This is a genomic window from Epilithonimonas sp. JDS (genome assembly GCF_021261315.1).
Lineage (GTDB): Bacteria > Bacteroidota > Bacteroidia > Flavobacteriales > Weeksellaceae > Epilithonimonas.
Genome location: NZ_JAJSAX010000006.1, coordinates 134,835 through 159,558, shown reverse-complemented (window position 1 = coordinate 159,558; position 24,724 = coordinate 134,835). Strand labels below are relative to the sequence as shown.

At 36.3% G+C, this 24,724-nt stretch carries 25 protein-coding genes; 12 read left to right on the top strand and 13 right to left on the bottom strand.

What is annotated here, in order from left to right; genetic code table 11:
• Nucleotides 1-106: 106 nt before the first annotated feature.
• Nucleotides 107-742: a peroxiredoxin gene (locus LUD75_RS15750; protein ID WP_232706779.1), complete on the top strand. Its 636-nt coding sequence runs from the start codon at nucleotides 107-109 to the stop codon at nucleotides 740-742.
• Between the two features lie 113 nt (nucleotides 743-855).
• On the opposite strand, the gene LUD75_RS15745 is transcribed toward LUD75_RS15750, so the two are convergent.
• The 3 genes from LUD75_RS15745 to LUD75_RS15735 are packed head-to-tail and all read right to left on the bottom strand — an operon-like array spanning nucleotide 856 to nucleotide 3,628.
• Nucleotides 856-1,617 carry a hypothetical protein gene (locus LUD75_RS15745; RefSeq protein ID WP_232706778.1) on the bottom strand — a complete coding sequence of 254 codons (762 nt, stop codon included), beginning with the start codon at nucleotides 1,615-1,617 and terminating at the stop codon, nucleotides 856-858.
• 18 nt (nucleotides 1,618-1,635) lie between these two features.
• On the bottom strand, nucleotides 1,636-2,718 hold the full coding sequence (locus LUD75_RS15740) for a PorV/PorQ family protein (RefSeq protein ID WP_232706777.1): 1,083 nt from the start codon (nucleotides 2,716-2,718) through the stop codon (nucleotides 1,636-1,638).
• 10 nt (nucleotides 2,719-2,728) lie between these two features.
• Nucleotides 2,729-3,628, bottom strand: coding sequence for a DMT family transporter (locus LUD75_RS15735; RefSeq protein ID WP_232706776.1), 900 nt, complete (start codon nucleotides 3,626-3,628; stop codon nucleotides 2,729-2,731).
• 293 nt (nucleotides 3,629-3,921) lie between these two features.
• Between LUD75_RS15735 and LUD75_RS15730 the strand changes: the two genes are divergently transcribed.
• The 5 genes from LUD75_RS15730 (at nucleotide 3,922) to LUD75_RS15710 (ending at nucleotide 9,037) form a co-directional block, all read left to right on the top strand.
• Nucleotides 3,922-5,550 carry a carboxyl transferase domain-containing protein gene (locus LUD75_RS15730; protein ID WP_232706775.1) on the top strand — a complete coding sequence of 543 codons (1,629 nt, stop codon included), beginning with the start codon at nucleotides 3,922-3,924 and terminating at the stop codon, nucleotides 5,548-5,550.
• Nucleotides 5,551-5,588: 38 nt separating this feature from the next.
• On the top strand, nucleotides 5,589-6,290 hold the full coding sequence (locus LUD75_RS15725) for a hypothetical protein (RefSeq protein ID WP_232706774.1): 702 nt from the start codon (nucleotides 5,589-5,591) through the stop codon (nucleotides 6,288-6,290).
• 146 nt (nucleotides 6,291-6,436) lie between these two features.
• The gene (locus LUD75_RS15720) at nucleotides 6,437-6,703 is read left to right on the top strand and encodes a DUF2089 family protein (RefSeq protein WP_232706773.1); all 267 of its coding nucleotides are present in this window, start codon (nucleotides 6,437-6,439) and stop codon (nucleotides 6,701-6,703) included.
• Nucleotides 6,704-6,708: 5 nt separating this feature from the next.
• Nucleotides 6,709-7,278 carry a YIP1 family protein gene (locus tag LUD75_RS15715; protein ID WP_232706772.1) on the top strand — a complete coding sequence of 190 codons (570 nt, stop codon included), beginning with the start codon at nucleotides 6,709-6,711 and terminating at the stop codon, nucleotides 7,276-7,278.
• Between the two features lie 103 nt (nucleotides 7,279-7,381).
• Complete coding sequence (locus tag LUD75_RS15710; RefSeq protein ID WP_232706771.1) at nucleotides 7,382-9,037, top strand: serine hydrolase domain-containing protein; 1,656 nt, start codon at nucleotides 7,382-7,384, stop codon at nucleotides 9,035-9,037.
• Nucleotides 9,038-9,106: 69 nt separating this feature from the next.
• Here LUD75_RS15710 and LUD75_RS15705 read toward each other — a convergent pair whose 3' ends face one another.
• The 3 genes from LUD75_RS15705 to LUD75_RS15695 all read right to left on the bottom strand — a co-directional run bounded on the left by LUD75_RS15705 (nucleotide 9,107) and on the right by LUD75_RS15695 (nucleotide 12,105).
• Entirely contained in the window at nucleotides 9,107-10,207 is a 1,101-nt protein-coding gene (locus LUD75_RS15705) for a hypothetical protein (RefSeq protein ID WP_232706770.1), read from the bottom strand.
• On the bottom strand, nucleotides 10,188-11,672 hold the full coding sequence (locus LUD75_RS15700) for a helix-turn-helix domain-containing protein (protein WP_232706769.1): 1,485 nt from the start codon (nucleotides 11,670-11,672) through the stop codon (nucleotides 10,188-10,190). The genes LUD75_RS15705 and LUD75_RS15700 overlap by 20 nt, the downstream gene beginning before the upstream one ends.
• 85 nt (nucleotides 11,673-11,757) lie before the next feature.
• Nucleotides 11,758-12,105, bottom strand: a complete 348-nt coding sequence (locus LUD75_RS15695) for a helix-turn-helix domain-containing protein (protein ID WP_232706768.1) — start codon at nucleotides 12,103-12,105, stop codon at nucleotides 11,758-11,760.
• Between the two features lie 184 nt (nucleotides 12,106-12,289).
• Here LUD75_RS15695 and LUD75_RS15690 point away from each other — a divergent pair, with 184 nt between their 5' ends.
• Both LUD75_RS15690 and LUD75_RS15685 read left to right on the top strand, forming a co-directional pair.
• A complete protein-coding gene (locus LUD75_RS15690) occupies nucleotides 12,290-12,922 on the top strand; it encodes a nitroreductase family protein (RefSeq protein ID WP_232706767.1) in 633 nt (210 codons plus the stop codon).
• 115 nt (nucleotides 12,923-13,037) lie between these two features.
• Nucleotides 13,038-14,309: a T9SS type A sorting domain-containing protein gene (locus tag LUD75_RS15685; RefSeq protein WP_232706766.1), complete on the top strand. Its 1,272-nt coding sequence runs from the start codon at nucleotides 13,038-13,040 to the stop codon at nucleotides 14,307-14,309.
• A gap of 114 nt (nucleotides 14,310-14,423) precedes the next feature.
• On the opposite strand, the gene LUD75_RS15680 is transcribed toward LUD75_RS15685, so the two are convergent.
• The 3 genes from LUD75_RS15680 to LUD75_RS15670 all read right to left on the bottom strand — a co-directional run bounded on the left by LUD75_RS15680 (nucleotide 14,424) and on the right by LUD75_RS15670 (nucleotide 17,288).
• Nucleotides 14,424-15,815 (bottom strand): decarboxylase, encoded by a 1,392-nt coding sequence (locus tag LUD75_RS15680; RefSeq protein WP_034969917.1) that lies wholly within the window; start codon nucleotides 15,813-15,815, stop codon nucleotides 14,424-14,426.
• Between the two features lie 90 nt (nucleotides 15,816-15,905).
• Nucleotides 15,906-16,535, bottom strand: a complete 630-nt coding sequence (locus LUD75_RS15675) for a thiamine diphosphokinase (protein ID WP_232706765.1) — start codon at nucleotides 16,533-16,535, stop codon at nucleotides 15,906-15,908.
• Between the two features lie 180 nt (nucleotides 16,536-16,715).
• Nucleotides 16,716-17,288 (bottom strand): cob(I)yrinic acid a,c-diamide adenosyltransferase, encoded by a 573-nt coding sequence (locus LUD75_RS15670; RefSeq protein WP_232706764.1) that lies wholly within the window; start codon nucleotides 17,286-17,288, stop codon nucleotides 16,716-16,718.
• A gap of 168 nt (nucleotides 17,289-17,456) precedes the next feature.
• Between LUD75_RS15670 and LUD75_RS15665 the strand changes: the two genes are divergently transcribed.
• Genes LUD75_RS15665 through LUD75_RS15655 form a run of 3 tightly spaced genes read left to right on the top strand, consistent with a single transcriptional unit; the run spans nucleotide 17,457 to nucleotide 21,321 of the window.
• The gene (locus tag LUD75_RS15665; RefSeq protein ID WP_347343913.1) at nucleotides 17,457-19,265 is read left to right on the top strand and encodes an ABC transporter ATP-binding protein; all 1,809 of its coding nucleotides are present in this window, start codon (nucleotides 17,457-17,459) and stop codon (nucleotides 19,263-19,265) included.
• Entirely contained in the window at nucleotides 19,258-20,214 is a 957-nt protein-coding gene (locus tag LUD75_RS15660; protein WP_232706763.1) for a YafY family protein, read from the top strand. The genes LUD75_RS15665 and LUD75_RS15660 overlap by 8 nt, the downstream gene beginning before the upstream one ends.
• Nucleotides 20,215-20,220: 6 nt before the next feature.
• On the top strand, nucleotides 20,221-21,321 hold the full coding sequence (locus tag LUD75_RS15655; RefSeq protein WP_232706762.1) for a linear amide C-N hydrolase: 1,101 nt from the start codon (nucleotides 20,221-20,223) through the stop codon (nucleotides 21,319-21,321).
• 180 nt (nucleotides 21,322-21,501) lie between these two features.
• Here the strand turns inward: LUD75_RS15655 and LUD75_RS15650 are convergent, their stop codons facing one another.
• From LUD75_RS15650 to lptB, 3 genes are all read right to left on the bottom strand, one after another.
• Nucleotides 21,502-21,978: a DinB family protein gene (locus LUD75_RS15650; protein WP_232706761.1), complete on the bottom strand. Its 477-nt coding sequence runs from the start codon at nucleotides 21,976-21,978 to the stop codon at nucleotides 21,502-21,504.
• Between the two features lie 141 nt (nucleotides 21,979-22,119).
• The gene (locus tag LUD75_RS15645; protein WP_232706760.1) at nucleotides 22,120-22,614 is read right to left on the bottom strand and encodes a hypothetical protein; all 495 of its coding nucleotides are present in this window, start codon (nucleotides 22,612-22,614) and stop codon (nucleotides 22,120-22,122) included.
• 11 nt (nucleotides 22,615-22,625) lie between these two features.
• Nucleotides 22,626-23,354: an LPS export ABC transporter ATP-binding protein gene (lptB, locus tag LUD75_RS15640; protein ID WP_034969887.1), complete on the bottom strand. Its 729-nt coding sequence runs from the start codon at nucleotides 23,352-23,354 to the stop codon at nucleotides 22,626-22,628.
• Between the two features lie 243 nt (nucleotides 23,355-23,597).
• Here lptB and LUD75_RS15635 point away from each other — a divergent pair, with 243 nt between their 5' ends.
• Entirely contained in the window at nucleotides 23,598-24,368 is a 771-nt protein-coding gene (locus tag LUD75_RS15635; RefSeq protein ID WP_232706759.1) for an RNA methyltransferase, read from the top strand.
• Nucleotides 24,369-24,418: 50 nt separating this feature from the next.
• On the opposite strand, the gene LUD75_RS15630 is transcribed toward LUD75_RS15635, so the two are convergent.
• Nucleotides 24,419-24,649, bottom strand: a complete 231-nt coding sequence (locus LUD75_RS15630) for a hypothetical protein (protein ID WP_232706758.1) — start codon at nucleotides 24,647-24,649, stop codon at nucleotides 24,419-24,421.
• Between the last annotated feature and the right edge of the window lie 75 nt (nucleotides 24,650-24,724).

Genomic DNA, 24,724 nt, shown 5'->3' with positions numbered 1-24,724 from the left:
TATCTGAATGGTTTTTTTATGATCAAAAATAATTAATACTAAATTAGTATGAATTGAAATTTTTATTATTAAATTTGTTATCCATTAATCAAAAAAATATTACAATATGTCTATAAAACTTGGCGATACAGCTCCTGATTTCGATGCAGAAAGCAGTCTTGGAAAAATTAACTTTTACGAATATCTGGGTAATTCCTGGGGAATTTTGTTTTCTCATCCTGCGGATTACACACCGGTTTGTACTACGGAACTTGGACGAACCTCGGAATTGAAACCGGAATTTGATAAAAGAAATACAAAAGTTCTGGCACTAAGCGTTGATGGAATCGAAAATCATAAAGGCTGGATTTCTGATATTAATGAAACTCAAAATACTGAAGTGGAATTTCCAATCATTGCCGATCAGGACAAAAATGTCTCTGAGCTTTATGATTTCATTCACCCAAATGCAAACGCCTCTCTCACTGTAAGGTCTTTATTAATCATCGATCCGAATAAAAAAGTAAGACTCATTATCACTTATCCGGCTTCTACGGGAAGAAATTTCACCGAGATATTAAGAGTTCTGGATTCCCTACAATTAGTTGACGGCTACGGCGTTGCAACACCTGTCGATTGGAAAGACGGTGAAGATGTCATCGTCCCTGCCGCACTTTCTCAGGAAGATGCCGAGAAAAAATTTACAAAAGGTGTGAAAGTCGTAAAACCATATTTGCGATATACACCTCAGCCAAATAAATAGCGATTGGCTGATAGCAATTGGCTTTTAGCGCTTTGCTTAATAAAATTTATTATACAAAAAATGGTCGGAATTGCTTCTGACCATTTTTTTATCAAGATAAAAATTATTTCAAATTAATTTGCAGTGAAGATTTCATTTGCAAACTCACCATTGCTTTTTGGCATCTCAATGACGATGTTTCCATTTTCGTAATAGCCAAGTGTAGATTCTCCTGAACTCAATTTTACTCTGTAAACGTCTTTTTTAGCCGTTGATTTAAAAGTTGCAAAAGGAACGGAACTGTTGCCGTCAACCAAAATAAATTGATCATCAGCAATCTGAATCTTTTGGAATGTCTTATTTTTATTGGTGTATTTCTGAGCTGTTGACGTTTGCGAAATTACTTCTTTTGCTTTTGGCTCTTCAGAAGTTTTTACAACTTCTTGAGATTTTGCCTCTGCCAGATTTTCGATTTGCGACGAAGGATTTGAAACCGGAATTTTCACTACAGCCTGTTTCAAAGCATCCTGATAGCCAGCTTCGAATTCTTTAATCGTACTGCTGCCCTTCTCTTCTAATACTATTTGATTGCTGCAATTTTTGAATTGAATGATCAGTTTGTTCCGGAACATACTTTTATCATTCAAAATATCAGCATTCAAAACTTTGCAAGGATTTCCGAGTGCATCAGCTGGCCAATTTGACTTATTTTCCGGCAGAATAGTATATTTTTTTCCTTTCAACGATTTTTCGAGAATCGTATTCAAACCGTATGATTTGTTTTCTTTAAAATCAGCCAACTCCGACGGAACTGAAATATATCTGTAGTCAGAAACTGCCTGAGATTTGATGAATGTAATTACAGCAATTGCAAGTAACGTTGAGATTTTTTTCATGATGAAAATTTGATTTTATTAATTCCTAAAACCCTGCATATCCAGTTTCAAAGAAAAGAAATTGGAATAGAAATTTGAACCTCCGATTCCGGAATTTGTGATGGCATAATCCAAAGTTAAGCCTTTATATTTAATACCTATTCCTGCACTTGGCTGGAAAGATACTTTTCTTTTAAGATCTTCGATATCAGAAATAGTTTGAAATCTATTAAACCCTAATCTCACAAAAATCATATCCTGAAAGATCAATTCTCCACCGGCATAAGGTGTGATGCTGGCAAAATCAGTGGAAACCAAGGCTGCCGTTTTTGCAAAATCAATGTTGACGCCAGCTTCTGGTAGTAATTTTAAATCTCTGTTGAATTCAAATGTTTTGCTGAAACCTACATTCAGTTTTGGCATTGTGATTTCCATTTTGTCCGTCGGAGCAGGATTAAATTCTTCGCCATTTACCACCGCTGATAATTCTTTTTGATTAATCGTCCAGAAATTGACAGTCGTGGTGGCATCTCTCAGCATAAAACCGTAATTCCAGTCTGTATCCGAATGATAAATTGCGCCCACATCAAATCCAAAACCGTATCCGCTGGCAAACTTTCCGACATTCCTGTAAACTACTTTCGCTGTGGCACCTACATCTAATTTTTGATTTCCGTTCGGATGAAATGCGTAAGAAAACAAAGCTGCGTAATCTGAAGTCGAGAAAGAACTGATTTTATCATAATCAATATTCCCTTCTGAATCAATCAATTGTGTTGTATTGAGAATATTATCGACGCCGAGCCTTACTAAAGAAATAGCAAAAACACCGTTCCCATAATCCAAAGGTTTGGCGTAAGACAGATAATCGTATTTCGCGATGGATTCAAAATATTCTGCGTGCATTGCTGCAACCTGCCAGTCACGGTCGATTTTGATCAGTCCAGCCGGATTCCACATCGGAGAATAGACATCATCCTGATTGGAAACCACCGCGCCACCCATTGCGAGACCTCTTGCACCGGCACCTATATTCAGGAACTCATTGGAGTATTTTCTGATGATTTGCGCATCAGAAAACTGGGTTAAAATTAGCAGTAAAAAAAATAAAATTCTTTTCATTAATAAGTGTTTACAGAGGTTTTGTTTCTGTAATGGCATCTCCCTTTTTCCGTCTCGATTTGATGATTCCGTTGACAACAATCGAGGCTATCATCACGAAAGAGGCACCATAAAAAACAGGACTCATATGCTCTGATGCTCCAAAGATAAAAAAAGCTAAGATAATCCCGTAGACCGGTTCCAGATTTACAGTTAAAATCAACGTGAAAGGCGAAATAAACTTCATCAGTTTCACACTTTCAAACATTGGATAAGCTGTAAAGACAGAAGCCAGCAATAATATTAACGCAATATCGGTATAACTTATTTCGCTGACATTGGAAATTTGTCCTGTAAAAAGAGAAAACAAACTGATAATCAACCAGCCGCCGGCAATCTCATAAAAAATAATATTTCCCGAACTGGTTTTTCCGAACATTTTTCCGTTGAAAACTGAAAATATCGTCCCGAAAAGTGCACAAAGAATTCCATAAATGATTCCCTCTTTATATTTGAGTTCCGCATTGAAAATCAAACAAATACATACCACAATGATAAGACCAATAATGACTTCCACCCAATCCGGCTTTCTGCGATAGACCAAAGGCTCAATTAAGGATGCAAAAAGTGTTGACAGCGAGAGGCAGGATAAGGCAATTGAAACATTTGAAACTTTGATCGACTGGAAAAAAAACAGCCAGTGAAAAGCCATCACACTTCCGATCCCGACGAGTTGAAATAAAAGATATCTGGAAACCTTGATACTTTCTTTTTTGATTAATCTAATATATAAATAGAGAAAAACCGCAGCAAACAGCATTCTGTAAAACACCAGAACCTGAGCTTCTGCCAAAATCAATTTTCCCAGAATTGCCGTGAAACCCCATAAAAAAACGATAAAATGTAACCTCAGCAAATAAGAATTCTTCATTGGAATAATTGATTTTCAGTCTGCAAAATTATGAATAAATATTACAGATTGTAAGTCTAAAAATGAATATTGGAAATCGATCAGAAAATTAAAAAATCCGTCCAGAAAACTCAAGACGGATCTTTTAATAAAGAACTTATTAAAAATAACATAAACTAACTAAAAATTTATTGTATTTGGATTTATAACGGAGAAATCCGAATTATATTTTACAGAGATTTAAAAAATCAGGAATTGTACTTTCCGCTTTGTGATTATTTAAAATATTTTATCTTTAGAGCAAAGAAAAACCAATGGATTTAGAATTCAATAAAAGAGAAGATATCAACAAGCTGAAATATTCTGACATCAAGAAAACCTTGTCAAAAATCAAACTGGGCGGCGGTGAAAAATCTCTTCAGAAACAGCGCGATCAGGGAAAAATGACTGTACGGGAAAGACTGGAATATCTTTTCGATAAAAATTCTGACGCCATAGAAATTGGTGCTTTTGCAGGCCACGAAATGTACGAAGAGTATGGCGGATGTCCTGCCGGCGGCGTTGTGGTAATGATGGGATATGTTTCCGGAAGGCAATGCATCGTAGTCGCAAATGATGCGACCGTGAAAGCTGGCGCTTGGTTTCCAATCACAGGAAAAAAGAACTTGAGAGCTCAGGAAATTGCAATGGAAAACCGTTTGCCAATTATTTATCTGGTAGATTCTGCAGGTGTTTTCTTACCGATGCAGGACGAAATTTTCCCAGATAAAGAAATGTTCGGAAGGATTTTCAGGAATAATGCCAAGATGAGCTCGTCCGGGATTGTTCAGATCTCCGCGATTATGGGAAGTTGTGTAGCTGGCGGCGCCTATCTTCCGATTATGAGTGATGAAGCAATGATTGTCGACAAAACCGGAAGTATTTTTCTGGCAGGCAGTTATCTAGTGAAAGCAGCAATCGGTGAAAATATTGATAATGAAACACTTGGCGGCGCAACCACACATTGCGAAATCTCCGGCGTTACGGATTATAAAGCCAAAGACGACAAAGATGCTCTAGATCGAATCAAGAATATTATGAAATCTCTCGGCGATTTTGACAAAGCCGGATTTGACAGAATCGAAAGTGTGCCACCAAAAGAAAATCCAGACAATATTTTCGGATTAATGCCTGCCATCAGATCTGATCAATATGATACATTAGAAATCATCAAATGTCTTGTCGATAATTCTGAATACGAAGAATACAAGCCAGATTACGGCAAAAGCATTATTTGCTGTACCGCCAGAATCGATGGCTGGAGCGTCGGAATTGTGGCCAATCAAAGAAAAATGGTAAAAAGCGGCAAAGGCGAAATGCAGTTTGGCGGTGTGATTTATTCTGACTCTGCTGACAAATCGACCCGTTTTATTGCCAATTGTAATCAGAGAAAAATTCCGTTGGTTTTCCTTCAGGATGTGACAGGATTTATGGTTGGCTCGAAGTCGGAGCAAGGCGGTATCATCAAAGACGGTGCAAAAATGGTAAACGCCGTTGCTAATTCAGTCGTTCCAAAATTCACAGTTATTACAGGAAATTCTTATGGTGCAGGCAATTATGCAATGTGCGGAAAAGCTTACGATCCGAGACTGATTGTCGCCTGGCCTTGGGCAGAACTAGCTGTGATGGGCGGTTCGCAAGCCGGAAAAGTTCTGCTTCAAATCCAGGAATCTGCGTTGAAAAAGCAAGGCAAAGAAATTACCGATGAGGACAGAAAAGAACTGCTTGACAGAATATTAAAAGATTACACGCGCCAGACGCAGCCCACTTATGCGGCAGCAAGACTTTGGACAGACGCCATCATCAATCCTGTGGATACTAGAAAATGGATCAGTATGGGAATTGAGGCTGCCAATCATTCTCCGATTACGGAAAAATTTAATCTCGGCGTTATTCAGGTATAATTTTTGTATTGTGTTGATTTTTAAAAGACACAATACAAATGAAAAAATATTTTATTATGGTTGCCGGATTTCTGGCAGCCAATTCTTACGGACAATGTACAATTGCCGGAAACTCGACCATCAAAATTAATGAAAATGCATCCTATTCCGTGGATGCAAAAGCGCAGTGCGAAGATTGTTACTCCTGGAAGTTAGATCAAAATCTGAAAACCGACGGAAATTTAAAATCAGGTGTAATCAATGTGCAAGCTTTAAAAATTGGAAAACAGACACTTTCGGTTTCAGTTTTCAATGTTCAGAGTCTGCAGTGTGAAAAAACAATCGAAGTTGTGGATGACAATCAAAGTGTTGCAAAAAACAAATGCGGCGTTAACATCGACGATTTCAAGGAAATAAAAGTTAATGATTCTGTCATCTCATTTTTCCCGAACGAAAATTCTTCTGATTATTCCTACGAATGGATGGTAACTTATGCCAACGGTGAAGTCAAAAACTCTTCAGAAAAAATTCCGCAGTTTTTCTTTTCAGAGATTAATTATGTTAAACTCGTAAAGTTGAAAATCATCAATAAAATTGCAAATTGTACCGTTTCCATTTCCAAAAATTACGACCAATACTACTGGAAACCGACAACGACCGTCGGAAAAATTGAGCAAAAAGTTTATTCGCCTGTAAGTTACAGTGACTATATAAAATCTTCAGACAGGAATAAGATTGAAAGGTCTGATAAAGATAATTAATGCTTTTCCGATGAATTTAAATTTTAAAAACTTCCAGTGATTGGAAGTTTTTTTGTGCTTCAAATCAAACTAATATTTAATAAAGTTAAAATATTTTTTAACTTTATTAAAATAATTATTACATTTGTAAAATAATATTTGATAAAATGAAACTTCCAATAGTTTGTCCAAGCTGCGATCATACGTTGAATGTCAGCCAGATGAAATGCCCATCTTGTGAAACCAATGTCAATGGAAATTATGAACTTCCTGTTCTCCTAAAACTGAGTCGAGACGATCAGGACTTCATCCTCAACTTTTTCCTTTCCAGCGGAAGCATTAAAGAAATGGCAAAACAAGCCGAACTCTCCTACCCGACGATGAGAAACAAAATGGACGACCTCATCGAAAAAGTTAAAAAACTTCAAAACTGAAACCTATGACCTGGAAAACTATTTTTAATCCGTTTGAGAAATTTGATGAGAAAAAGCTGTTGTTAATTGGAATTATCTTCTTCATTCTCAATTTCTTCGGTTGTTTTTATGCAGGAATGATCAATGACAGCATCTTCCACTTATCAATATTAGAAGAAGGTCAAACTATTTGGGACATTGTCAGGATCAATTCTTTAAGCTACATTTTTGCAATCGTAGTTTTAATCATTCTAGCCAAATTTTTTAATAAAAGATCCAGAATCATCGACATCTTCAATACAATTTTGATTTCGCAGATTCCATTAATCATTACGATGCCGATGATGGCTCTGCCTTTTGTGAAAGAAGCTAACAGAAACATTTCGTCTATAGCAGGAAAATTCGCAAAAATAGAAATGCTGGATCTGATCATAGTAGCTGTGGCAGGATGTATAACACTTCCCTTTCTAGTTTACAATATCGTGCTTTACTACAATGGATTCAAAACGGCTACCAATATTAAAAAATGGCAGCACATTGTAATCTTCGCAGTTGTGTCTCTTATTACCACAATTATCAGCCAGACCATCTTTTAATTCAACCTTAAACATATCCAATCGCAGTCAGCACATTCCAAATGAGATTCACAAAATCTCGGATGGTTTTGTATGACCTTACAACAACACTAAATATTTACTTATGAAAACCAAACTATTATTGGTGCTGATTTTATTAGCACAGACTTTTTACGCCCAGGATTTGATCGGTTCTTGGAAAGGCGAGCTCGATCTTGGCGGGACGCAACTACCTCTGATCCTTACTATTAAAAAAGAAAACAACGGTTACACCTCATCCGGAAAAAGCCCGAAACAATCCGAAAAAATCATCACGGTTGACAAAACCGAATTCACCAATAATGAATTGATTTTCGAAATGAATGAGATCAATGCGTCTTACAAAGGAACTTACAAAACAGATCATTTTGAAGGGACTTTTACGCAGAACGGACGTCAATTTCCATTAAATTTTTTCAAAAGCAACAATGACGAAAACTTAAAAGATGAAAAAATAAAAGACATTGGAAATCGTGAAATCAATACTACGAAACTGGATGATTTCTTTGATTATCTGATTCAAAACAAACAAGCTGTTGGCAGCATTTCCATCTTCAGAAAAGGGAAAGAAGTTTACAAAAAAGACTTTGGACAAGATCAATTACCGAATGTAAAATGGGATTCTGACACGCGTTATCAAATTGGTTCCATCAGCAAATTATTCACTGCTGTAATGCTAATGCAGCAAGTAGAGAAAGGAAAACTTACCATTTCTGACAAGCTTTCCAAATATTATCCTGACATTCCAAATGCCGACAAAATCAATTTGGAAATGATATTGAATCACACCAGCGGATTAGGCGATTATGTTGGCGAAAATTACCAATGGCTTTTCAAAAAATCGGTTGGCGATAAAGCAATTCTTGACACGATCAAGGCTCAAGGTGTGGAATTTCAGCCGGGTGAAAAAACGAGATACTCCAATTCTGGCTACTATTTGCTGAGCAGAATTCTGGAGAAAGTGGCCAAGAAACCTTACAATGTTCTTTTGAAAGAAAACATCACAAGCAGAGCCGGGATGAAAAATACTTTTTCAGAGCTTGACCATCCGAATAATGTCTTTAAATCTTATGAGAATGAAAAAGGAATCTGGAAAGAAAAAGAAGATTTTGATTTCAGAAATTGTATTGGATTGGGCGATATCGTCTCGACTCCGAATGATCTGAATGTCTTTATTAATGCATTATTTAACAACCAATTTGTAAAAAAAGAAACGTTGGAAAAGATGATGCCGAAGCCGGGAAGCAAATTGGATTTTGGACTGGGAATGATGGCAGTTCCTTTTTACAATCAGGTTTCATTTGGTCACGGTGGCGATACATCGGGATCACACGCTGTGACATCTTACAGCAAGAAGGAAGATTATTCGGTTTCAATGGTCATCAATGGCGAAGAATATCCTCACAACAATGTTGCAATCGGCGTTCTTAATATTATCTATGATCAAAGTTTCGAGTTTCCGAAATTTGATACTCCGACGGAAACAAAATCTTCTGATGGGAAACTAAAGCAATACATTGGTGAATACACTTCTCCAGACATCTCTTTGGATCTGAAAGTTTTTGTGAATGACGGCAAACTTTTCGCACAGGGAAAAGGCCAGCCGGAATTTCCTTTGGAGTTGGTAGAGAATGATCAGTTCAAGTTTGAGCGGGCTGGAATCAGGATCATTTTCTTTCCGGAAAAGAATCAGATGCAGCTTTTGCAGAACGGGAAAACTTATAACTTCAACAAGAAATAAAATAAAGAAAACGAGGCTGATCCGGTGGAACAGCTTCGTTTTGATTTGTATATATATAAAGAAAGACATTTAGTAATTTATCGATTTAAGCATATTAATCTTTTTTCTAATGTAAAATAAACTGACGATTGTAAATAAAATTATCAAAACAACAAATAAATAGAACATTTTTTGGTTATTATCAAATTCTGAATTTTGCGTTTCTATATTTTTTTTCAGTAAATCTGAGAAAGATTTTTTCTCTACTTCATCATTCGTAAGCAGATTTTTTTCCAGCTTTTGGTTGTAGTAAAAATATTGCGGTGCATTATTTTGGTTAAGATAATTTTGACTGAGTGCATCATAAACTTCAGTTAACAATCCGACATTTCCCGTATTTCCAATCTTCTTTTCCGTTTCTGATAAAATCTGATTGGCCTTCACAAAATCCTTTTTGTTGTCATAAGTTATCGCCAAACCTACTTTCGCATAATCCGAAACTTCAGACATCTTGTAGCGGTCAGATTCCTGTATGACATCCAGGAAAAGTTTTTCGGCTTCATCCGCTTTTCCAATATCTATCAAAGAATAGCCTTTTTGGATTCTGGTGATATTTTTGTTCAGGAGACTGCTTCTGTCATTATTTTTATTGTACTCAAAAATGGCTTTATCAAAATAAGTGATCGCAAACGCCGGATCCAGATTATCCTTATAAATCAATGCTTTAACAAAATAAATATTCGCACTCATCTGATTAAGAGACGGATCTTTCAGAAAATCAATAATCGTTTCTGCCCGGTTGAGATAATTGATCGCTTTCTTATTAAGTTTCAGGATATAATACTGATTTCCAATGAATCCCAAAGTATTGACCATCATTAAAGAATCTTGCGACTTCTGCGAAATATCCAACGCTTCAAACCCGGATTTCAAAGCTGCAGAAGACAGATGTTTTACAGAATATGCACTTCCTTTAGCAAGAAGCAATTTACTCTGGAGCTTGTCATCATCGATTTTCGGCTCCAGTTTTTTCACCATTATCAATGCAGAATCCGGATCCACAAAAGCCATTCTGTCGACTTCTGAGATCTGCTTTTCCAATTTGGTTTCAGATTGTGAGAAACCAAATACTGAAAAAATTAAAAATAGGATGTACAAACCTTTCTTCATATCATCTGTTTTTAATTTCATCAATAAATTGCGAAGGGCTTTTCCCGGTCACATTTTTAAAAATAGTTGTGAAAGTCGTACGTGATGCAAACCCTGCTTCCTCTGCCAAATAACTTGTTTTATACTGCAGATATTCAGGATTTTGAGTTAATTTTTCTACAATATAATTGACTCTCAGCTCATTCAGATAATTATTGAAATTCTTGCCTTTGTGTTTATTAATGACTTCTGACAGATATTTGGAATTGGTATTCATCCGCTTTGCCAAAACGGATAATGATAGCGACGGATCTCGTACATCTTTGCTTTTCTCAAAAGTTTCAAGATTGGAAAGTATCAGATTTTCAGTCTTTTCCGGAATCGTAAATACGTGACTGGCCTGGAAATCTTTCAGTTGATCGCTTAGCCGCTGCTCATACTCTTTAGAAATATTTTCTTTTTCGAATTCGACAGTCGCAACATTTGCTTTGCTTTTAATGATAAAATAATATATCAAACTGATTATTAACGATAAAGATGCAACAGCAAACAATAAAAATAAAATTTTATTCTGGAATTCTTTCTGCTCGTGAATTTTCGCATTTTCTTTCTGATCGATAAGATTGATGACGTTGACTCTGGCTTCCTGTTTGTCGGCTAAAGTCGATTTTAATAATTTGATATATTCTCTTCTGGTACCAAAACAATCACTGGAATTACTTCCACAAGCTTGTTTTGACCAATCTTTGTAAAAATCGATAAAGAAAACACCATCGTTAAATTGTGGAAATTTTTTCTTTAAATTATTAACATTGAGTTGATTGAATGTTCCATTTTTAATTTGAAATTTCAAATCGATCAATCCAGAAAGAAACTGAAAATAACTTTCGGAATTTTGGAAGTTATAGGATTTTTTATTCTCGATATTAGACTTAACAATCTGTAATCGTGAATTATATACAGGATCTAAATTTGGTTTATCATTAATATGAGTTTGGATCTGAGCCAGACTTTCCTTTTGTTTTCCCTGATGATAAAGTTTTAAAATCTTTAATTCATTAACCCAGGATTCGACGCAGATTTTTTCATCTTCGTTTTTTAAAGATTTTGCAAATTCATTAATATCATCTAAAACTTCGCTGTATTCATCATAAAAACCAAGTTCAAGATAAAGTTTCCCAATGAGATATTCATTTTTTGATTTAAGAAAATCATCATCCACATTTTGTGAAATCCTGTCTGCCGAAATTAGTTTTACGACGGCGTCATTGTACTTTTTCAGATTAAAATAAATCTCAGATTGCAGAAGCAAAGCATTATACACATCTTCCGCAGTCCCAAAACTCTGATTTGAAACAATATACTGAGCCGTTTTAACAGCCTTTTCCGGGTCAGAATACATCAGTGATTTAACGTCTTTTGTCAGATTTTGCGCATCGTTGATTTGGGCATTTACATTTACTGCAAGCACCAAAAACAACAGCAGAGAAAAAATTCTGACCAGCATTTTTTATAAAATCAAAGACAAGGTTTAAAGATAAAAAATTCTAAGATCAATCCAATTTAAAAAATTAATTTAGATTAAAATTAGATTAGTTTTCCAATACCTTTCCAACAATTCTTTTTCGGTGCTGAATTCCCCAATCTGCGAGATTTTCTATGACTTTTTTCAACGTGTAGCCATATTCTGTCAGTTCATATTCTACACTTACAGGCTGGGTTTTGAGCACTGTTCTTTTCAGCAATTGATTGACTTCCAGATCTTTCAATTCACTGCTCAGCATTTTTGCAGAAATTCCTTCAATTTCTTTCTGCAAATCGGAAAATCTCATTTTATCATAGCACAGTGCGGCGATGATGTGCATCTTCCAACGGCCTTTCAAAACATCCATCGTATCCTGGACGGCCATCATATTGGTTTTGCAGCATTTTATTTTCATAACTTTCATATTTAAATAACCATTAATCTTATTGATATATGATAAGAAATCAAATTCGAAAATCATATAAGCATTTAATTATCAATTAGGTAACTTTTTAGTAATGATAACTTTTCGTAACCTCATTACAAAAATAAACTTTTCTTACTTAACTTTGTAAGCTCAATTTAAAAAAATATTGAAAATGAGTTTATTAGAAGACTTGAACTGGCGTTACGCAACAAAGAAAATGAATGGCGAACCCGTTTCTCAAGATAAAGTAGATTACATTTTGGAAGCTGCAAGACTGGCTCCATCTTCTTCTGGTTTACAGCCATACCGGATTTTTGTGATCACCAACAAAGAATTATTAGAGCAAATTCAGCCGATTGCTTATGGGCAAGGTCAGATCATCGATGGTTCACACCTGTTAGTCTGGGCAGCTTGGGACGGTTATTCTCACAACAGCATTTCCGATGTTTTCGAAAAAACGACGAAAGAAAGAGGAATTCCCACCGAAACGATGGACGATTACAAAGCAAATCTTTGGGGAATGTACGAACCACTTGGCAGCGAATGGCACGCAACGCACGCTGCGAAACAGGCTTACATCTCTTTCGGACTGGCGATCGCAGCCGCAGCTGAACAAAAAGTAGACGCTACGCCAATGGAAGGTTTTAACAACCAAGCTCTAGACGAATTGTTAGGATTTGCAGAAAAAGGACTGAAAAGTGTTGTCCTGCTGCCTTTAGGATACAGAGACACCAGCGGTGACTGGTTGGTAAATCTGAAAAAATACAGAACACCAAGCGAAGAATTCATCACAGAAATCAAATAAAATAGAAAGCGTCCTGAAAAAATCGGGACGCTTTTTTTTAACATTTAAAGTATGCTTTATTTATTCCAAAACCATTCAGTTATAAATTAAAACTGTATTTTTGCAAAAAAAATTAATGCGTACAACTCTATCATTTTCATTACTTTTCGCAGGATTATTTTGCAACGCTCAGTTAGAAGTGAAAGTCCTCGACATCATTGCAAATCAGGTCATTTATGACTCAAATGCGAAAAAAATCTACGCCAGTATTCCAAGTGCCAATGGCGCAAACGGAAACAGCATCGGCGTCATCGATCCGGTAAGCCAAACTCTTGAAACGACTTATTTCATTGGCAGCGAACCAAATGTACTGGCTATTTCTGATAACAATCAGTATCTATACGTTGGTTTTGACAGTGCCTCTCTAGTAAGAAGATGGGACATTGCCAGCAAATCTGTAAATTTACAATTCTCATTAGGCGCTGATCCTTCACTTGGAGCTTTGTTTGTAGAAGATATGGAGGTGATGCCAGGAAATCCTAATACAATTGCAATCTCTAGAAGAAACGTAGGTTTCTCTCCAAAACACGAAGGCGTTGCAATCTATGACAACGATGTGAGAAGAGCAACTACTACCCAAGATCACACCGGAAGCAATAGAATCGAATTTGCAAGTAACAATCTACTTTGGGGATATAATAATGAATCTACTGAGTCTGGTTTGAGAAAAATCAACATTTCCGCTGCAGGAGCAACGCAAGGCACTGTTTACCCCAATCTTTTTTCCAGCTTCAGTTCTGATTTTATAAGAGAAGGTAATTTTTTGTATTCTACAGAAGGTAAAGTAGTAGATATCTCTTCTGGAACACCATTCCTTCTGGGTCAATTTACGAACACATCTGGTGCCAATGCTTTTGACACAGCCACTCAATCTGTAGCGTATGCAAGTTCTGAATATTCTTCTGGCAATATCACTTTCAAAAGATTCAATCCAAATACTTTCTTGTTAAAAGACAGCACACCTATTCCAAACGTTCAAGGAAGCACAGAATCGATGACTTCTTGTGGCGCTGGTTGCTACGCTTTCACAACATACTCCTACAACTACGGCACCGACGTAACGACAGGCAAAATTGTGATTGTAAAAGACAAATCATTGGCTGTGGAAAATCTTTTGAAGGCGAACAAAATCACTGTTTATCCTAATCCTGTTTCCAATTATTTGAAGATTGATACGGATAAAAAATTCACAGAAATTAAGCTTTCAGATTATAGCGGTAAAATCATCAGAACTTTAGATGCTAATGAAAGAGAATTTGATATTTCGAACATCAACAGCGGAAATTACTTGCTGATAATGACCGATATCAATGGTACAAAAACGACAGAGAAAATCATCAAAAAATAGATTTTCGTCATTATACAAAAAAGGCTTTTCAAATTTGAAAAGCCTTTTTTTATGCTTACAATTTAGATTCTGTTACTTTAAATTGTTGATTAAAAATTCAAATCAGTTGATATTTTAATATCCCAAAAGTTTCAAAACGTCTTCCGGCCTTTGCTCCTCACGGAAAAGCTCGTAAGTCAGATTCCCGTCTTCGTCTTTATCAATCAAAATATGCTTTGGCTGAGGCATCAGACAGTGGTGAACACCGCCGTAACCTCCAATTGTTTCCTGATAAGCGCCTGTATGGAAAAATCCGATGTACAAAGATTTTGTCTCATTGAAAACCGGAAGATAAATCGCATTCGTATGTTGCTCAGAATTGTAGTAATCATCTGAATCACAAGTCAATCCACCAAGAAAAACTCTTTCGTAAGAATCTTCCCAACGATTCAATGGCAACATAATGAAGTGACGGGAAATCGCCCAAGTGTCCGGCAAAGTCGTCATAAAAGATGAATCAATCATATTCCATTTTTCTCTGTCGTTCTGACGTTTCTGAGAAATAATTTTATATAAATGGCCTCCACTTTCTCCAACGGTAAAACTTCCGAATTCCGTGTATATATTTGGTTCTTCAACACCTTCTTCCTCACAGAATTTCTTAATTTGAGACACAATCTCATTGACCATATATTGATAGTCATAATCGAAATTAAGCGATGTTTTGATCGGAAAACCGCCACCAATATTAAGTGAATCCACTTCCGGCGCAATCTTCTTCAATCTTGCGTAAACGCGGAGACATTTGTACAATTCATTCCAGTAATACGCCGTGTCCTTGATTCCGGTATTAATGAAAAAGTGAAGCATTTTCAGCCTCGCATTTGGGTGTTCCGCAATTTTCTGGCTGTAATATGGGATGATATCTTTGTATCCGATTCCTAATCTTGAGGTATAAAATTCGAATTTCGGTTCCTCCTCAGAAGCAATTCTGATTCCAATGTCAAAAGTCCTGTCGATACTTTCTGTCAGCTTATCCAGCTCTCTATAATTATCCAGAATCGGAGTGATATTTTCGAAACCGCTGTTGATTAAATCTGAGATTTTGGTTAAATAGTCATCAGTTTTGAAACCGTTACAAATCACTTCGATACTTTTATCTACTTTTCCTTTATCATAAAGGGATTTCACGATGTCCATATCGTAAGCGGAAGACGTTTCCAGACTGATGTCATTCTTCAACGCTTCTTCCACAACGAACGCAAAATGGCTGGACTTCGTACAGTAGCAATATCTGTAGGTCTTTTGGTAATCGTTCTTTTCAAAAGCTTCTTTGAACCAGAATTTTGCCCTTTCAATATTCTGAGAAATCTTTGGTAAATAATTGAACTTCAAAGGAGTTCCAAATTTTTCCACAACTTCCATCAGGTTGATATCGTGGAATTTCAGATTATTTTCTTCTACATTGAATTCTTCTGTAGGAAAATAAAGCGTTTGGTCAATTAGTTCAGAATATTTTATTTTCATTTCCGGCTAAAAAAAGTTAATTGTTTTACGGTACAAAAATGATTAAAAAAACTGAATTTCTACGTTAATAATTCTATAAAAAATGATGAATCATTTCCCAACAAAAATCAGCAAATCACCTTCTTTATATTTAATGGAAACTTCCTGATTCTCTGCGATATTCCTCGTTCCAATTCTTTCACCGAGAATCAAATCTTCATTATATAAAGGCCATTTCAAACCTTGTGTTTCAATATTTTTAGCAATTGGAAAAGGCATTAATGAAATCATCTTGTCCTTCACATCAGAAATTGAGAATTCTCTTGGAATAAAATAATATGACGAATAATTATCAAAAAATCTAAGATTCACTTTATCTTTAAAGAAAAAAGCGACGCTCAAGTTTCCAAGAAAATGGTCTTGCTCTCCTCCACTCGCGCCGTAAACATCGATATTTTCAAAACCTTTTCCAAGAATAATTTCTATCGCTTTGTGAAAATCCGTTTTGTTTTGGTCGGGTGTTTCGATGATTTCAAAGCTGTCACGCTGAGGCTCTCGAAGCGTTTCCAATTTAAATGAATCAAAATCGCCCGAAATAAAATCCAATTTTTCTAATGAGAAACTCAATTCCTTCAAATAATGAAAAGCGCCATCTGTACAAGCAATCAACTCATAATCTGACAGATTTGGAAATTCTTTTGGTGGTTCTCCGTTGATGAAAAGTAATGCTTTATTTTTCACTATCTTTTTTATGTTTCATTTTGAAGAAAAAGCCTTTTTCACTTTCGTTTGTTGGTTTAGAAACCTTACAAGAAGTTAGAAGACTTGCTCCAAGTAGTATTAGAATCAGTTTTTTCATCGCGTTTTTAAAAAAAAATTAAAGTAAAATTCAGTAAGCTTTTGTGACTTTTGTGGTTAAAATCATTTTCTATCATTAGGATTCCAATATTCCTCCGGCTCATTATTCAATTTCGAAACATATCTCGCCAAAACAAAAAAATAATCCGACAAACGATTCAAATATTTGATTAATTCCGCTCGCACTTCTTCCGACTGATTCAGGAAAACCAAACTGCGTTCTGCACGTCTGCAAACGGTTCTCGCCACGTGAAGAAACGTCGATGCTTTACCACCGCCAGGCAAAATGAAATATTGCAAAGGTTCCACTTTCTCTTCCATTGCATCCATCCAATTTTCCAACTCTTCGATTTCTTTGTCTGAAATCACCAATGGCAATCTGGCTTTTCCATTAGCCATAAACAATTTATCAATCGGCGTCGAAGCTTCCGAACCAACTGTAAAAAGGTCAAACTGGATTTTTTTGAGTTGAGCAATCACAGCTTCATCATCAATATGTGATTTCGCCACGCCAATGTTCGCATTCAGTTCATCGATGTTGCCGTAAGATTCCACCCTTGCGCTGGCTTTGGAGATTCTGCTTCCGCCGTAAAGTCCAGTTTCGCCTTTGTCGCCTGTTTTTGTATATATTTTCATTCTGAAATATTATTGTATAAAATTAAACTTTTTATTTTTGAACCACATAGGCACAATAGAATTTTAAAACAATTTTTTCTAAAAGTTCAAATAGCTATTTAAGCTTAATTTTATTATGCATTTCCTATGTGCCTATGTGGTTTTTAAATTAATCCTTAAATTGTACAAATGAAAAAGCCGTTTCAAAAAACCACCAATCTCATTCATATTTATCAGCAGTTGCGACGCTTCATCAAACCTTACCGAATGATGATTTTTGTGACTTTGGCCTTGACTTTCATCGGCGCTTTGTTCGCTCAGGTCAATCCTCTGGTTTTGAAATACACGGTGGACGAAGTGACCAAACTCACGCAACTTCCCAATCCGATGGAACAAGGAATTCACGTTTTAACCTTAATTTCAATCATACTTTTGGGAAAAGAATTGGCGAATATTTTCATTCAATTTGGGCAGAAATTTTATGGGGAAAAGATTAGAATAAATGTCAGTTCAGAACTCGCACAAGAAGCTATCAACAAAATCCTGACTTACCGAATCGCCTATTACAACGACGAAAACCACGAATCAGGAAAACTTCAAATCCGAATCGACCGAGGAATTGAAAGCCTCACAAAACTCGTTCAAAATTTCTTCATCGATATTCTTCCGCTTTTTTCCACGGCGATTATTGCGCTGATTGTGATGTATATGCAGAATGTTTACGTCGGTTTGGTCTCAACTTTTGTAATTCCGATTTATTTTTATGTTACATCAAGACAAGCTAAAAAATTAGGAAATGTAAGACGAACACTCAGAAATCAGCGTGAGCAGAAAACTTCCGGACTTTTGAATTTGATTAATTCGATAATGGTCATCAAGAGTTTTGTCCGAGAAAAATTTGAAGGAAGCAAGCAATACAATCTTCAGATGAAGCTGATGGAAAGCCAACTTTACACCCGACGAACGAGTTTTATCTATGACGGTTTGAAAACTTTCATCGAGCAATTCGGCGTTGTTTTGATTATCCTTTTGACCGTCTATCTTGTGCTGGACCAGCAGATGACGATTGGTGCGATTATGCTTCACATTATGTTGTTCAACAACGTTTCTGCGCCCATTCGTCAGCTTCACAGGATTTATGATGATATGAATGACGCTTTTATTTATGCCGAAGGTTATTTTGAAATCCTGAACGCCGATGAGGAAACCGAACCGAACGGAACCATCAACAATATTCCAATCAAAGGAAATTTCGAAATCAAAAATGTGGATTTCACCTATCCAAACGGAATGAAAGCGCTTCACAACGTTTCCCTCAAAATCGAAAATGGGAAAACGACTGCTTTGGTTGGACTCAGTGGCGCAGGAAAATCGACAATCATCAACTTGCTTTGTAAATTCTACGAACCAGATTCCGGTGAAATCCTTTTGGATGGGAACAATCTGAATGATTTTGATAATGACTTTCTGCGAGATGACCTTGGATTGGTTCTTCAAAAAAATCACATTTTCAAAGGAAGTATCGAGGACAATATCCGTTACGGAAATCTTCACGCCACTTTTGACGAAATAAAAGAAGCATCAACCAAAGCCTATCTCCACGAGCAGATTATGGATTTGCCAGAAGCTTACAACCACGACGCCACGCAACTTTCCGGCGGACAACAGCAAAGAATTGCCATCGCTAGATTGTTCCTGAAAAATCCGCCAATAATTTTCCTTGATGAACCAACTGCAAGTCTGGACGCAATTGCCACGGAACAAATTAAAAATTCTCTTGATGCGATAAAACAAGGACGAACAGTTGTGATTATTTCACATTCGTTGTCGCAGATTTTGGATTCGGATATGATTTATGTAATGAAAAAAGGCGCAGTTGTAGAAAACGGGACACACGAAGAATTGTATGAAAAAGATGGAACTTACCGTGAAATTTTCGATGCATCTGCAAGAAGTCTGAATCTTGATAGATTGGTGAAAACTTATAAAGATGAATGAAGACCATTACATAAAAAAAATAGACCGCATCACCTCGATTCTCGTGCAATTGCAAAGCAAACCGACTGTACGTGCGCAGGATTTGGCGGATAAATTTGAGGTGAGTGTCAGAACAATTTACAGAGACATTAAAACTTTGGAAAATGCAGGCATTCCGATTTTTGGGGAAGCTGGTTCGGGTTATTCTTTGGTCGATGGTTACAAACTGCCGCCCGTGATGTTTACGAAAGAAGAAGTTCTCAGCTTTATCACAGCGGAAAAACTGATGCAGAATTTCTCCCACGAAAGTCTCGGTTCGCATTACAATTCGGCGATGGAAAAAGTGAAATCTGTCCTTCGGAATTCAGAGAAAAATCTGGTGACCGATATTGAAAATCAAATCAACATCTATTCTTATCAGCCGGAAAAAACGGATTCGATTAAAAATGTAATTCCGACCATTCTGGAAAGTATTTCTGAGAAGACGCAACTAAAAATCAATTATGAAAGCGCAAAAAATGAAGCTTCGGAACGAATCATTGAAGCGGTTGGGATTTTTTTTGAATTCAATTATTGGTATGTGATGGCGTTCTGTACGATGCGGAAAGATTACCGACAATTCCGTGTTGACCGGATTTTGAAAATCATTAAAACCGCGAATCCTTTTCATCAGGAATATGGAAAAGTCGCAGATTACAAGCAAAAATCGAATACGGAAAAAGTTCAGGTCAAACTTTTGGTCGAGAAGAAAATAATGCCTCACATTATGCACTCGATGAAATATTACGGCTGGATTTCCGATGAAGAAACGGAAAATGGAATGCTCATCACCTTCGAAACGAGTTGGATTGATGAGGGTTTTCCGCGCTGGTTGATTACCTTTGCGGATTATGCGGAGATTATCGAACCGAAATATCTCAAGGATACGATGGCTGATTTATTCCAAAATATTTCAAAAAAATTAAATTAAAAAAATATGAAGTCTTTACTTTTACGAAGTTTTCTATTGATGACAATCGCTTATTCTACGGCACTTTCCGCGTGTTCTGCTTTTCTGTTGCGGGGAAAAGACCATTGTGTGGTTGGCTTCAATGAAAACTGGAAAACGATGCCTGGAATGATTGTCGTGAACAAACGCGATGTCTTAAAAAGAAATATCAGCTGGGAAAATCTCACTACCGACAATTTGAATTCCAAAAAACAATGGACTTCGAAATATGGTTCCGTGACTTTCAATCTTTTGGGTTATGATTTCCCTTGTTATGGTGTGAATGAAAAAGGACTTTTTTTGGTTGAACTTTACCTTGAAGAAACTTCGAAAGTTGTAAATCCCAAACAGCCAAATATGTTTTGGGCGCAATGGATTCAATATCAACTGGATAATTATAAAACGGTAAAAGAAGTTGTTGACAATCTGAACAAAGGACCAAACATCGATTGGTGGCCCAATGCGCCGGGAAGTCATTTTTTTCTGACCGATGCGAAAGGAAATGCAACAACGATTGCTCTGCTTAATGGAAAATATAAAGTCCTGACCGACAAAGAAATGCCGATGCCACTTTTGTGCAACAATCAGTACAAAAAGGATTTTGACAAGGCAAAGAAATTTGATTTTCTGGGCGGAAATGAGAAATTCGAGTATGAGAAAAGCGGAAATTGGGACGACCGTTACAACCGCGCTTATTATCTGCTTCAAAATTACAAATACGACGCAAAACCGGTAGATTACGCCTGGAATATTCTGAATTCCGTTCACGCCGGCGAATGGCAAACCGTGATTGATGCTAAAAATATGAATCTCTTTTTCCGTTCGGATTTAAAGAAAGAAATCAAGAAAATCGATTTGACAAAACTGGATTTCTCCAAGAATTCTACGGTGAAATATCTGGATATTCATACCGATGAATTGGGCGAAGTGAATCAGGATTTCCAACCGTTGACATTAAGTAAAAATAACGAATATGTGGAAAAGGGTTTTCCGATTGGATATGACAACAAGGAATTCGGAACTTCGGAAATGTTTGCAAAACTCAAGGAAAACATTGTGAAATTCTTTAGTAATATTTTACCTAACTAAAAGATTGAACCACATAGACACATAGTTTTTTAAGGTTTATTTTGAAAAAAATATCAAGATTAAATAGATTTAACAATAATCCTATTTAATCTTTTTCCAGAATCACATTACATTTTTTCTATGTGCCTATGTGGTTAAAACAAAAAGAACTTTCAGAAAACCCTGAAAGCTCTTTGCTTTTTATCTTTCCCAGAAAAATGGTGGCTCGATTCCCAAAGCTCTCAGGTAAACGCAACCTTGACCACGGTGATGAATCTCATTATCAACGAAATAAAGAATATTCTGATAAACCGGAAATTCATATTGACCAAACAAATTGAAAGTCTCCTGAAAACGTTCCTCAGAAATCTGACTGAAATATTCGTTAATCACTTCCGTCTGCTCATCCCATTTCGCAAGGATTTCTGCTTTGGTTGTTGGCTGGAAAGCCTCTTCGTCGAAAGTATTGTCCGAACCGTCAACAATGGCTTTCAAAGCTGGTCCGGCGATTGCCAAAAGTTCAAGTGTCAATTTGGAGAATGGTCTCATTCCGCCGATTGAAAACTCGAATAAATCTTTTTCAGGAAAAGCTTCTATCACTCTTCTGGTCAGATTTCTATGGCCTTGCCAATGGATTAAAAGTTGTTGTGAGTTGAGGACTGTGGCTGTTGCATTCATAATAGTTTGTTTTATTTGATACAAATGTACAGCGAGGTTGTGACAGCAGTTTGTCAGGAGTTATTTTTAATATTGAATTTTAGTTACATAAAAAAGTCGCAAGAAAAACTTTACGACTTTAAATATTTTAATTAACTATAATTATTCAACCAGCTTTCCTTCTTTATAGATTTGAATCACTTTCTCTTTGCCTTCGAACTTGTACATTTCCCATCTTCCATCATAAACTCCTTTTTTCCAATTTCCAATCGCTCTCAAACTTCCATCATCAAACCAATATTTATGTGTTCCATTTGGTTTTCCATCAATAAATTCTCCTTCTCGAGCTTTATTTCCATTAGAATGCCAATATTCCCAAATTCCATCTTCTTTTTTATTCTGGATTTTGCCAATCGAACTGATTTTACCATTTAAAAAATATGCCTTTTTAACTCCATCAGTAATTGGTTTAAATTCTAAAGTTTTAGATTGTTGTTCTGTAAGGCTATTACTATTCTTAAGAAAATCAGATTTTGCAATCAAAGTATTATTAATGTAAATCTCATATTCATCAAGATTCATATTTTGAGCATTGATTTTTATAAATGCTGAAAAAATCAAGAAAACTGTTAAAAGTAAATTACAAATAGATTTCATTGAAGCAAAATTTAAATCTTCTCAAACCTAAAATTCTCCCCAAGATAAGCCTGTCTCACTTCCGGGTCATTCGCCAAATCCTCTGGAATTCCCTCTTTCAGGATTTTCCCTTCGAACATAATATACGTTTTGTTGGTAATCGCCAAAGTCTGCTGAACGTTGTGGTCGGTAATCAGAATCCCGATATTCTTCTCCACCAAAGACCTCACGATTTTCTGAATATCCTCCACCGCAATCGGGTCAACACCCGCAAACGGTTCATCCAAAAGAATAAAATTCGGACTGGTCGCCAGGCAACGCGCAATTTCCGTACGGCGTCTTTCACCTCCCGACAGCAAATCGCCACGGTTTTTACGAACGTGTTCCAGGTGGAATTCCTCAATCAATTCATCGCATTTTTTCTGCTGTTCCTTTTTGGAAAGCTTCGTCAATTGCAATACGCCCAGAATATTATCCTCCACAGACAACTTCCGGAAAACCGATGCTTCCTGTGCCAAATAGCCAATTCCTTTTTGCGCACGTTTGTACATCGCGTCCTGCGTAATATTTTGATTATCAAGAAAAACGTTTCCTAAAGTCGGCTTCACCAATCCAACAATCATATAAAACGACGTCGTTTTCCCCGCACCATTTGGCCCCAAAAGTCCGACTATTTCGCCTTGCTGAACTTCCAATGACACGCCTTTCACCACCTTTTTCGGCCCGTATTCCTTGATTAAATTTTCTCCTCGTAAAATCATAAAACAAAGATATATATTTTTTGCTGGAAGTAGGAAGATGGAAGTTCATCTCAATCTATTTTAATGTGGGTTTAAAATTTACAACCACATAGACACATAGAAAAAGCATAATTCTTTATGTTAAAAAAGATAAAATAGAACTAATATTAAAGCAATACAAAAACTATGTGCCTATGTGGTTTATAAAATTTTACATTATTAACTTAAACAGTCTTTTAATATCTTTGTGAAAAATTTCCAAAAATGCTCATCGAAAGCCTTCAAAACGAAAAAATCAAAAGACTGACCAGACTTCTCACCAAAAATCAGGAAAGAAGAAAAGCCGGCGTCTTCATCGTAGAAGGTCAGCAGGAAAACGAGCGCGCCTTGGAATTCGGAAATCTTCCCGAGGAATATTACATCTGCGAAAATATCTTCAAAGGGAAATTACCAACGACAAAAATCCATTACGTCTCCGAAAAACTGTACGAGAAAATCGCTTATCGCGGAACGACAGAAGGAATTATCGGCATTTACAAATTGGAACAAAGAAACTTAGACGAGTTTAATCCGAAAAAAGATTCAGCCATCATTATTTTAGAAAGTGTAGAAAAACCAGGAAATCTTGGCGCTATTTTGAGAAGTTGCGAAGCTTTCGGAATCAATGCCTTAATTGTCACTGACCCAAAAACGGATTTTTACAATCCAAATGTCATCCGTTCCAGCGTTGGCTGTCTTTTTGGTATGAATATTTTCCAAGCCTCGAATGATGAAACTTTAGAATTCCTAAAAATCAATGACTATCAAATTTTCACTACTTTTATGAGTGAAGATGCAAGGAATATTCAAGAGAAGAATTTGAAAAGTAAATCGGCTATTTTATTCGGAACAGAACATTCTGGCTTGAGTGACTTCTGGAAACAGAAAGGAGAAAATGTCCTCATCCCAATGGCAGGCACTATCGACTCTTTGAATCTTAGCAACGCGGCGGCAATCACCTGCTACGAAATCTTGAGACAGAAATTAGAGAAATAAAAAAACCGCTTCTCGAAAGAAACGGTTTCAAATTTTTAACTTGGTTAAGATTATTTTTTAGCAGCAGCAGAATCAACTTTTACAGCAGCAGCATCAACTTTAGCAGCAGCAGAATCAACTTTTACAGCAGCAGAATCAACGTGAGCAGCAGCAGAATCAAGAGTTGCAGCAGAAGAATCTACAGCAGCAGAATCAGCAGAAGTAGTTTCTACGTTTTCAGTTTTTTTACAAGCAACAAGAGTTAAAGCAGCGATAGCAGCTACGAATAATGACTTTTTCATAATAATAATATTTAAATTGTTAGTTAATAGATGTTCTCTTTTGAACGGGACAAAATTACACCAATAAATAAATTT

Bases quoted from the DNA above. Each gene is read 5' to 3' on its own strand.
- LUD75_RS15645 (WP_232706760.1), bottom strand. From the start codon at position 22,614: ATGAAATCTATTTGTAATTTACTTTTAACAGTTTTCTTGATTTTTTCA.
- LUD75_RS15700 (WP_232706769.1), bottom strand. From the start codon at position 11,672: ATGCTGGTCAGAATTTTTTCTCTGCTGTTGTTTTTGGTGCTTGCAGTA.
- LUD75_RS15690 (WP_232706767.1), top strand. From the start codon at position 12,290: ATGAGTTTATTAGAAGACTTGAACTGGCGTTACGCAACAAAGAAAATG.
- LUD75_RS15745 (WP_232706778.1), bottom strand. From the start codon at position 1,617: ATGAAAAAAATCTCAACGTTACTTGCAATTGCTGTAATTACATTCATC.
- LUD75_RS15635 (WP_232706759.1), top strand. From the start codon at position 23,598: ATGCTCATCGAAAGCCTTCAAAACGAAAAAATCAAAAGACTGACCAGA.
- LUD75_RS15725 (WP_232706774.1), top strand. From the start codon at position 5,589: ATGAAAAAATATTTTATTATGGTTGCCGGATTTCTGGCAGCCAATTCT.
- LUD75_RS15735 (WP_232706776.1), bottom strand. From the start codon at position 3,628: ATGAAGAATTCTTATTTGCTGAGGTTACATTTTATCGTTTTTTTATGG.
- LUD75_RS15670 (WP_232706764.1), bottom strand. From the start codon at position 17,288: ATGAAAATATATACAAAAACAGGCGACAAAGGCGAAACTGGACTTTAC.
- LUD75_RS15730 (WP_232706775.1), top strand. From the start codon at position 3,922: ATGGATTTAGAATTCAATAAAAGAGAAGATATCAACAAGCTGAAATAT.
- lptB (WP_034969887.1), bottom strand. From the start codon at position 23,354: ATGATTTTACGAGGAGAAAATTTAATCAAGGAATACGGGCCGAAAAAG.
- LUD75_RS15710 (WP_232706771.1), top strand. From the start codon at position 7,382: ATGAAAACCAAACTATTATTGGTGCTGATTTTATTAGCACAGACTTTT.
- LUD75_RS15715 (WP_232706772.1), top strand. From the start codon at position 6,709: ATGACCTGGAAAACTATTTTTAATCCGTTTGAGAAATTTGATGAGAAA.
- LUD75_RS15660 (WP_232706763.1), top strand. From the start codon at position 19,258: ATGAATGAAGACCATTACATAAAAAAAATAGACCGCATCACCTCGATT.
- LUD75_RS15655 (WP_232706762.1), top strand. From the start codon at position 20,221: ATGAAGTCTTTACTTTTACGAAGTTTTCTATTGATGACAATCGCTTAT.
- LUD75_RS15680 (WP_034969917.1), bottom strand. From the start codon at position 15,815: ATGAAAATAAAATATTCTGAACTAATTGACCAAACGCTTTATTTTCCT.
- LUD75_RS15650 (WP_232706761.1), bottom strand. From the start codon at position 21,978: ATGAATGCAACAGCCACAGTCCTCAACTCACAACAACTTTTAATCCAT.
- LUD75_RS15740 (WP_232706777.1), bottom strand. From the start codon at position 2,718: ATGAAAAGAATTTTATTTTTTTTACTGCTAATTTTAACCCAGTTTTCT.
- LUD75_RS15750 (WP_232706779.1), top strand. From the start codon at position 107: ATGTCTATAAAACTTGGCGATACAGCTCCTGATTTCGATGCAGAAAGC.
- LUD75_RS15705 (WP_232706770.1), bottom strand. From the start codon at position 10,207: ATGAAATTAAAAACAGATGATATGAAGAAAGGTTTGTACATCCTATTT.
- LUD75_RS15685 (WP_232706766.1), top strand. From the start codon at position 13,038: ATGCGTACAACTCTATCATTTTCATTACTTTTCGCAGGATTATTTTGC.
- LUD75_RS15695 (WP_232706768.1), bottom strand. From the start codon at position 12,105: ATGAAAATAAAATGCTGCAAAACCAATATGATGGCCGTCCAGGATACG.
- LUD75_RS15630 (WP_232706758.1), bottom strand. From the start codon at position 24,649: ATGAAAAAGTCATTATTCGTAGCTGCTATCGCTGCTTTAACTCTTGTT.
- LUD75_RS15665 (WP_347343913.1), top strand. From the start codon at position 17,457: ATGAAAAAGCCGTTTCAAAAAACCACCAATCTCATTCATATTTATCAG.
- LUD75_RS15720 (WP_232706773.1), top strand. From the start codon at position 6,437: ATGAAACTTCCAATAGTTTGTCCAAGCTGCGATCATACGTTGAATGTC.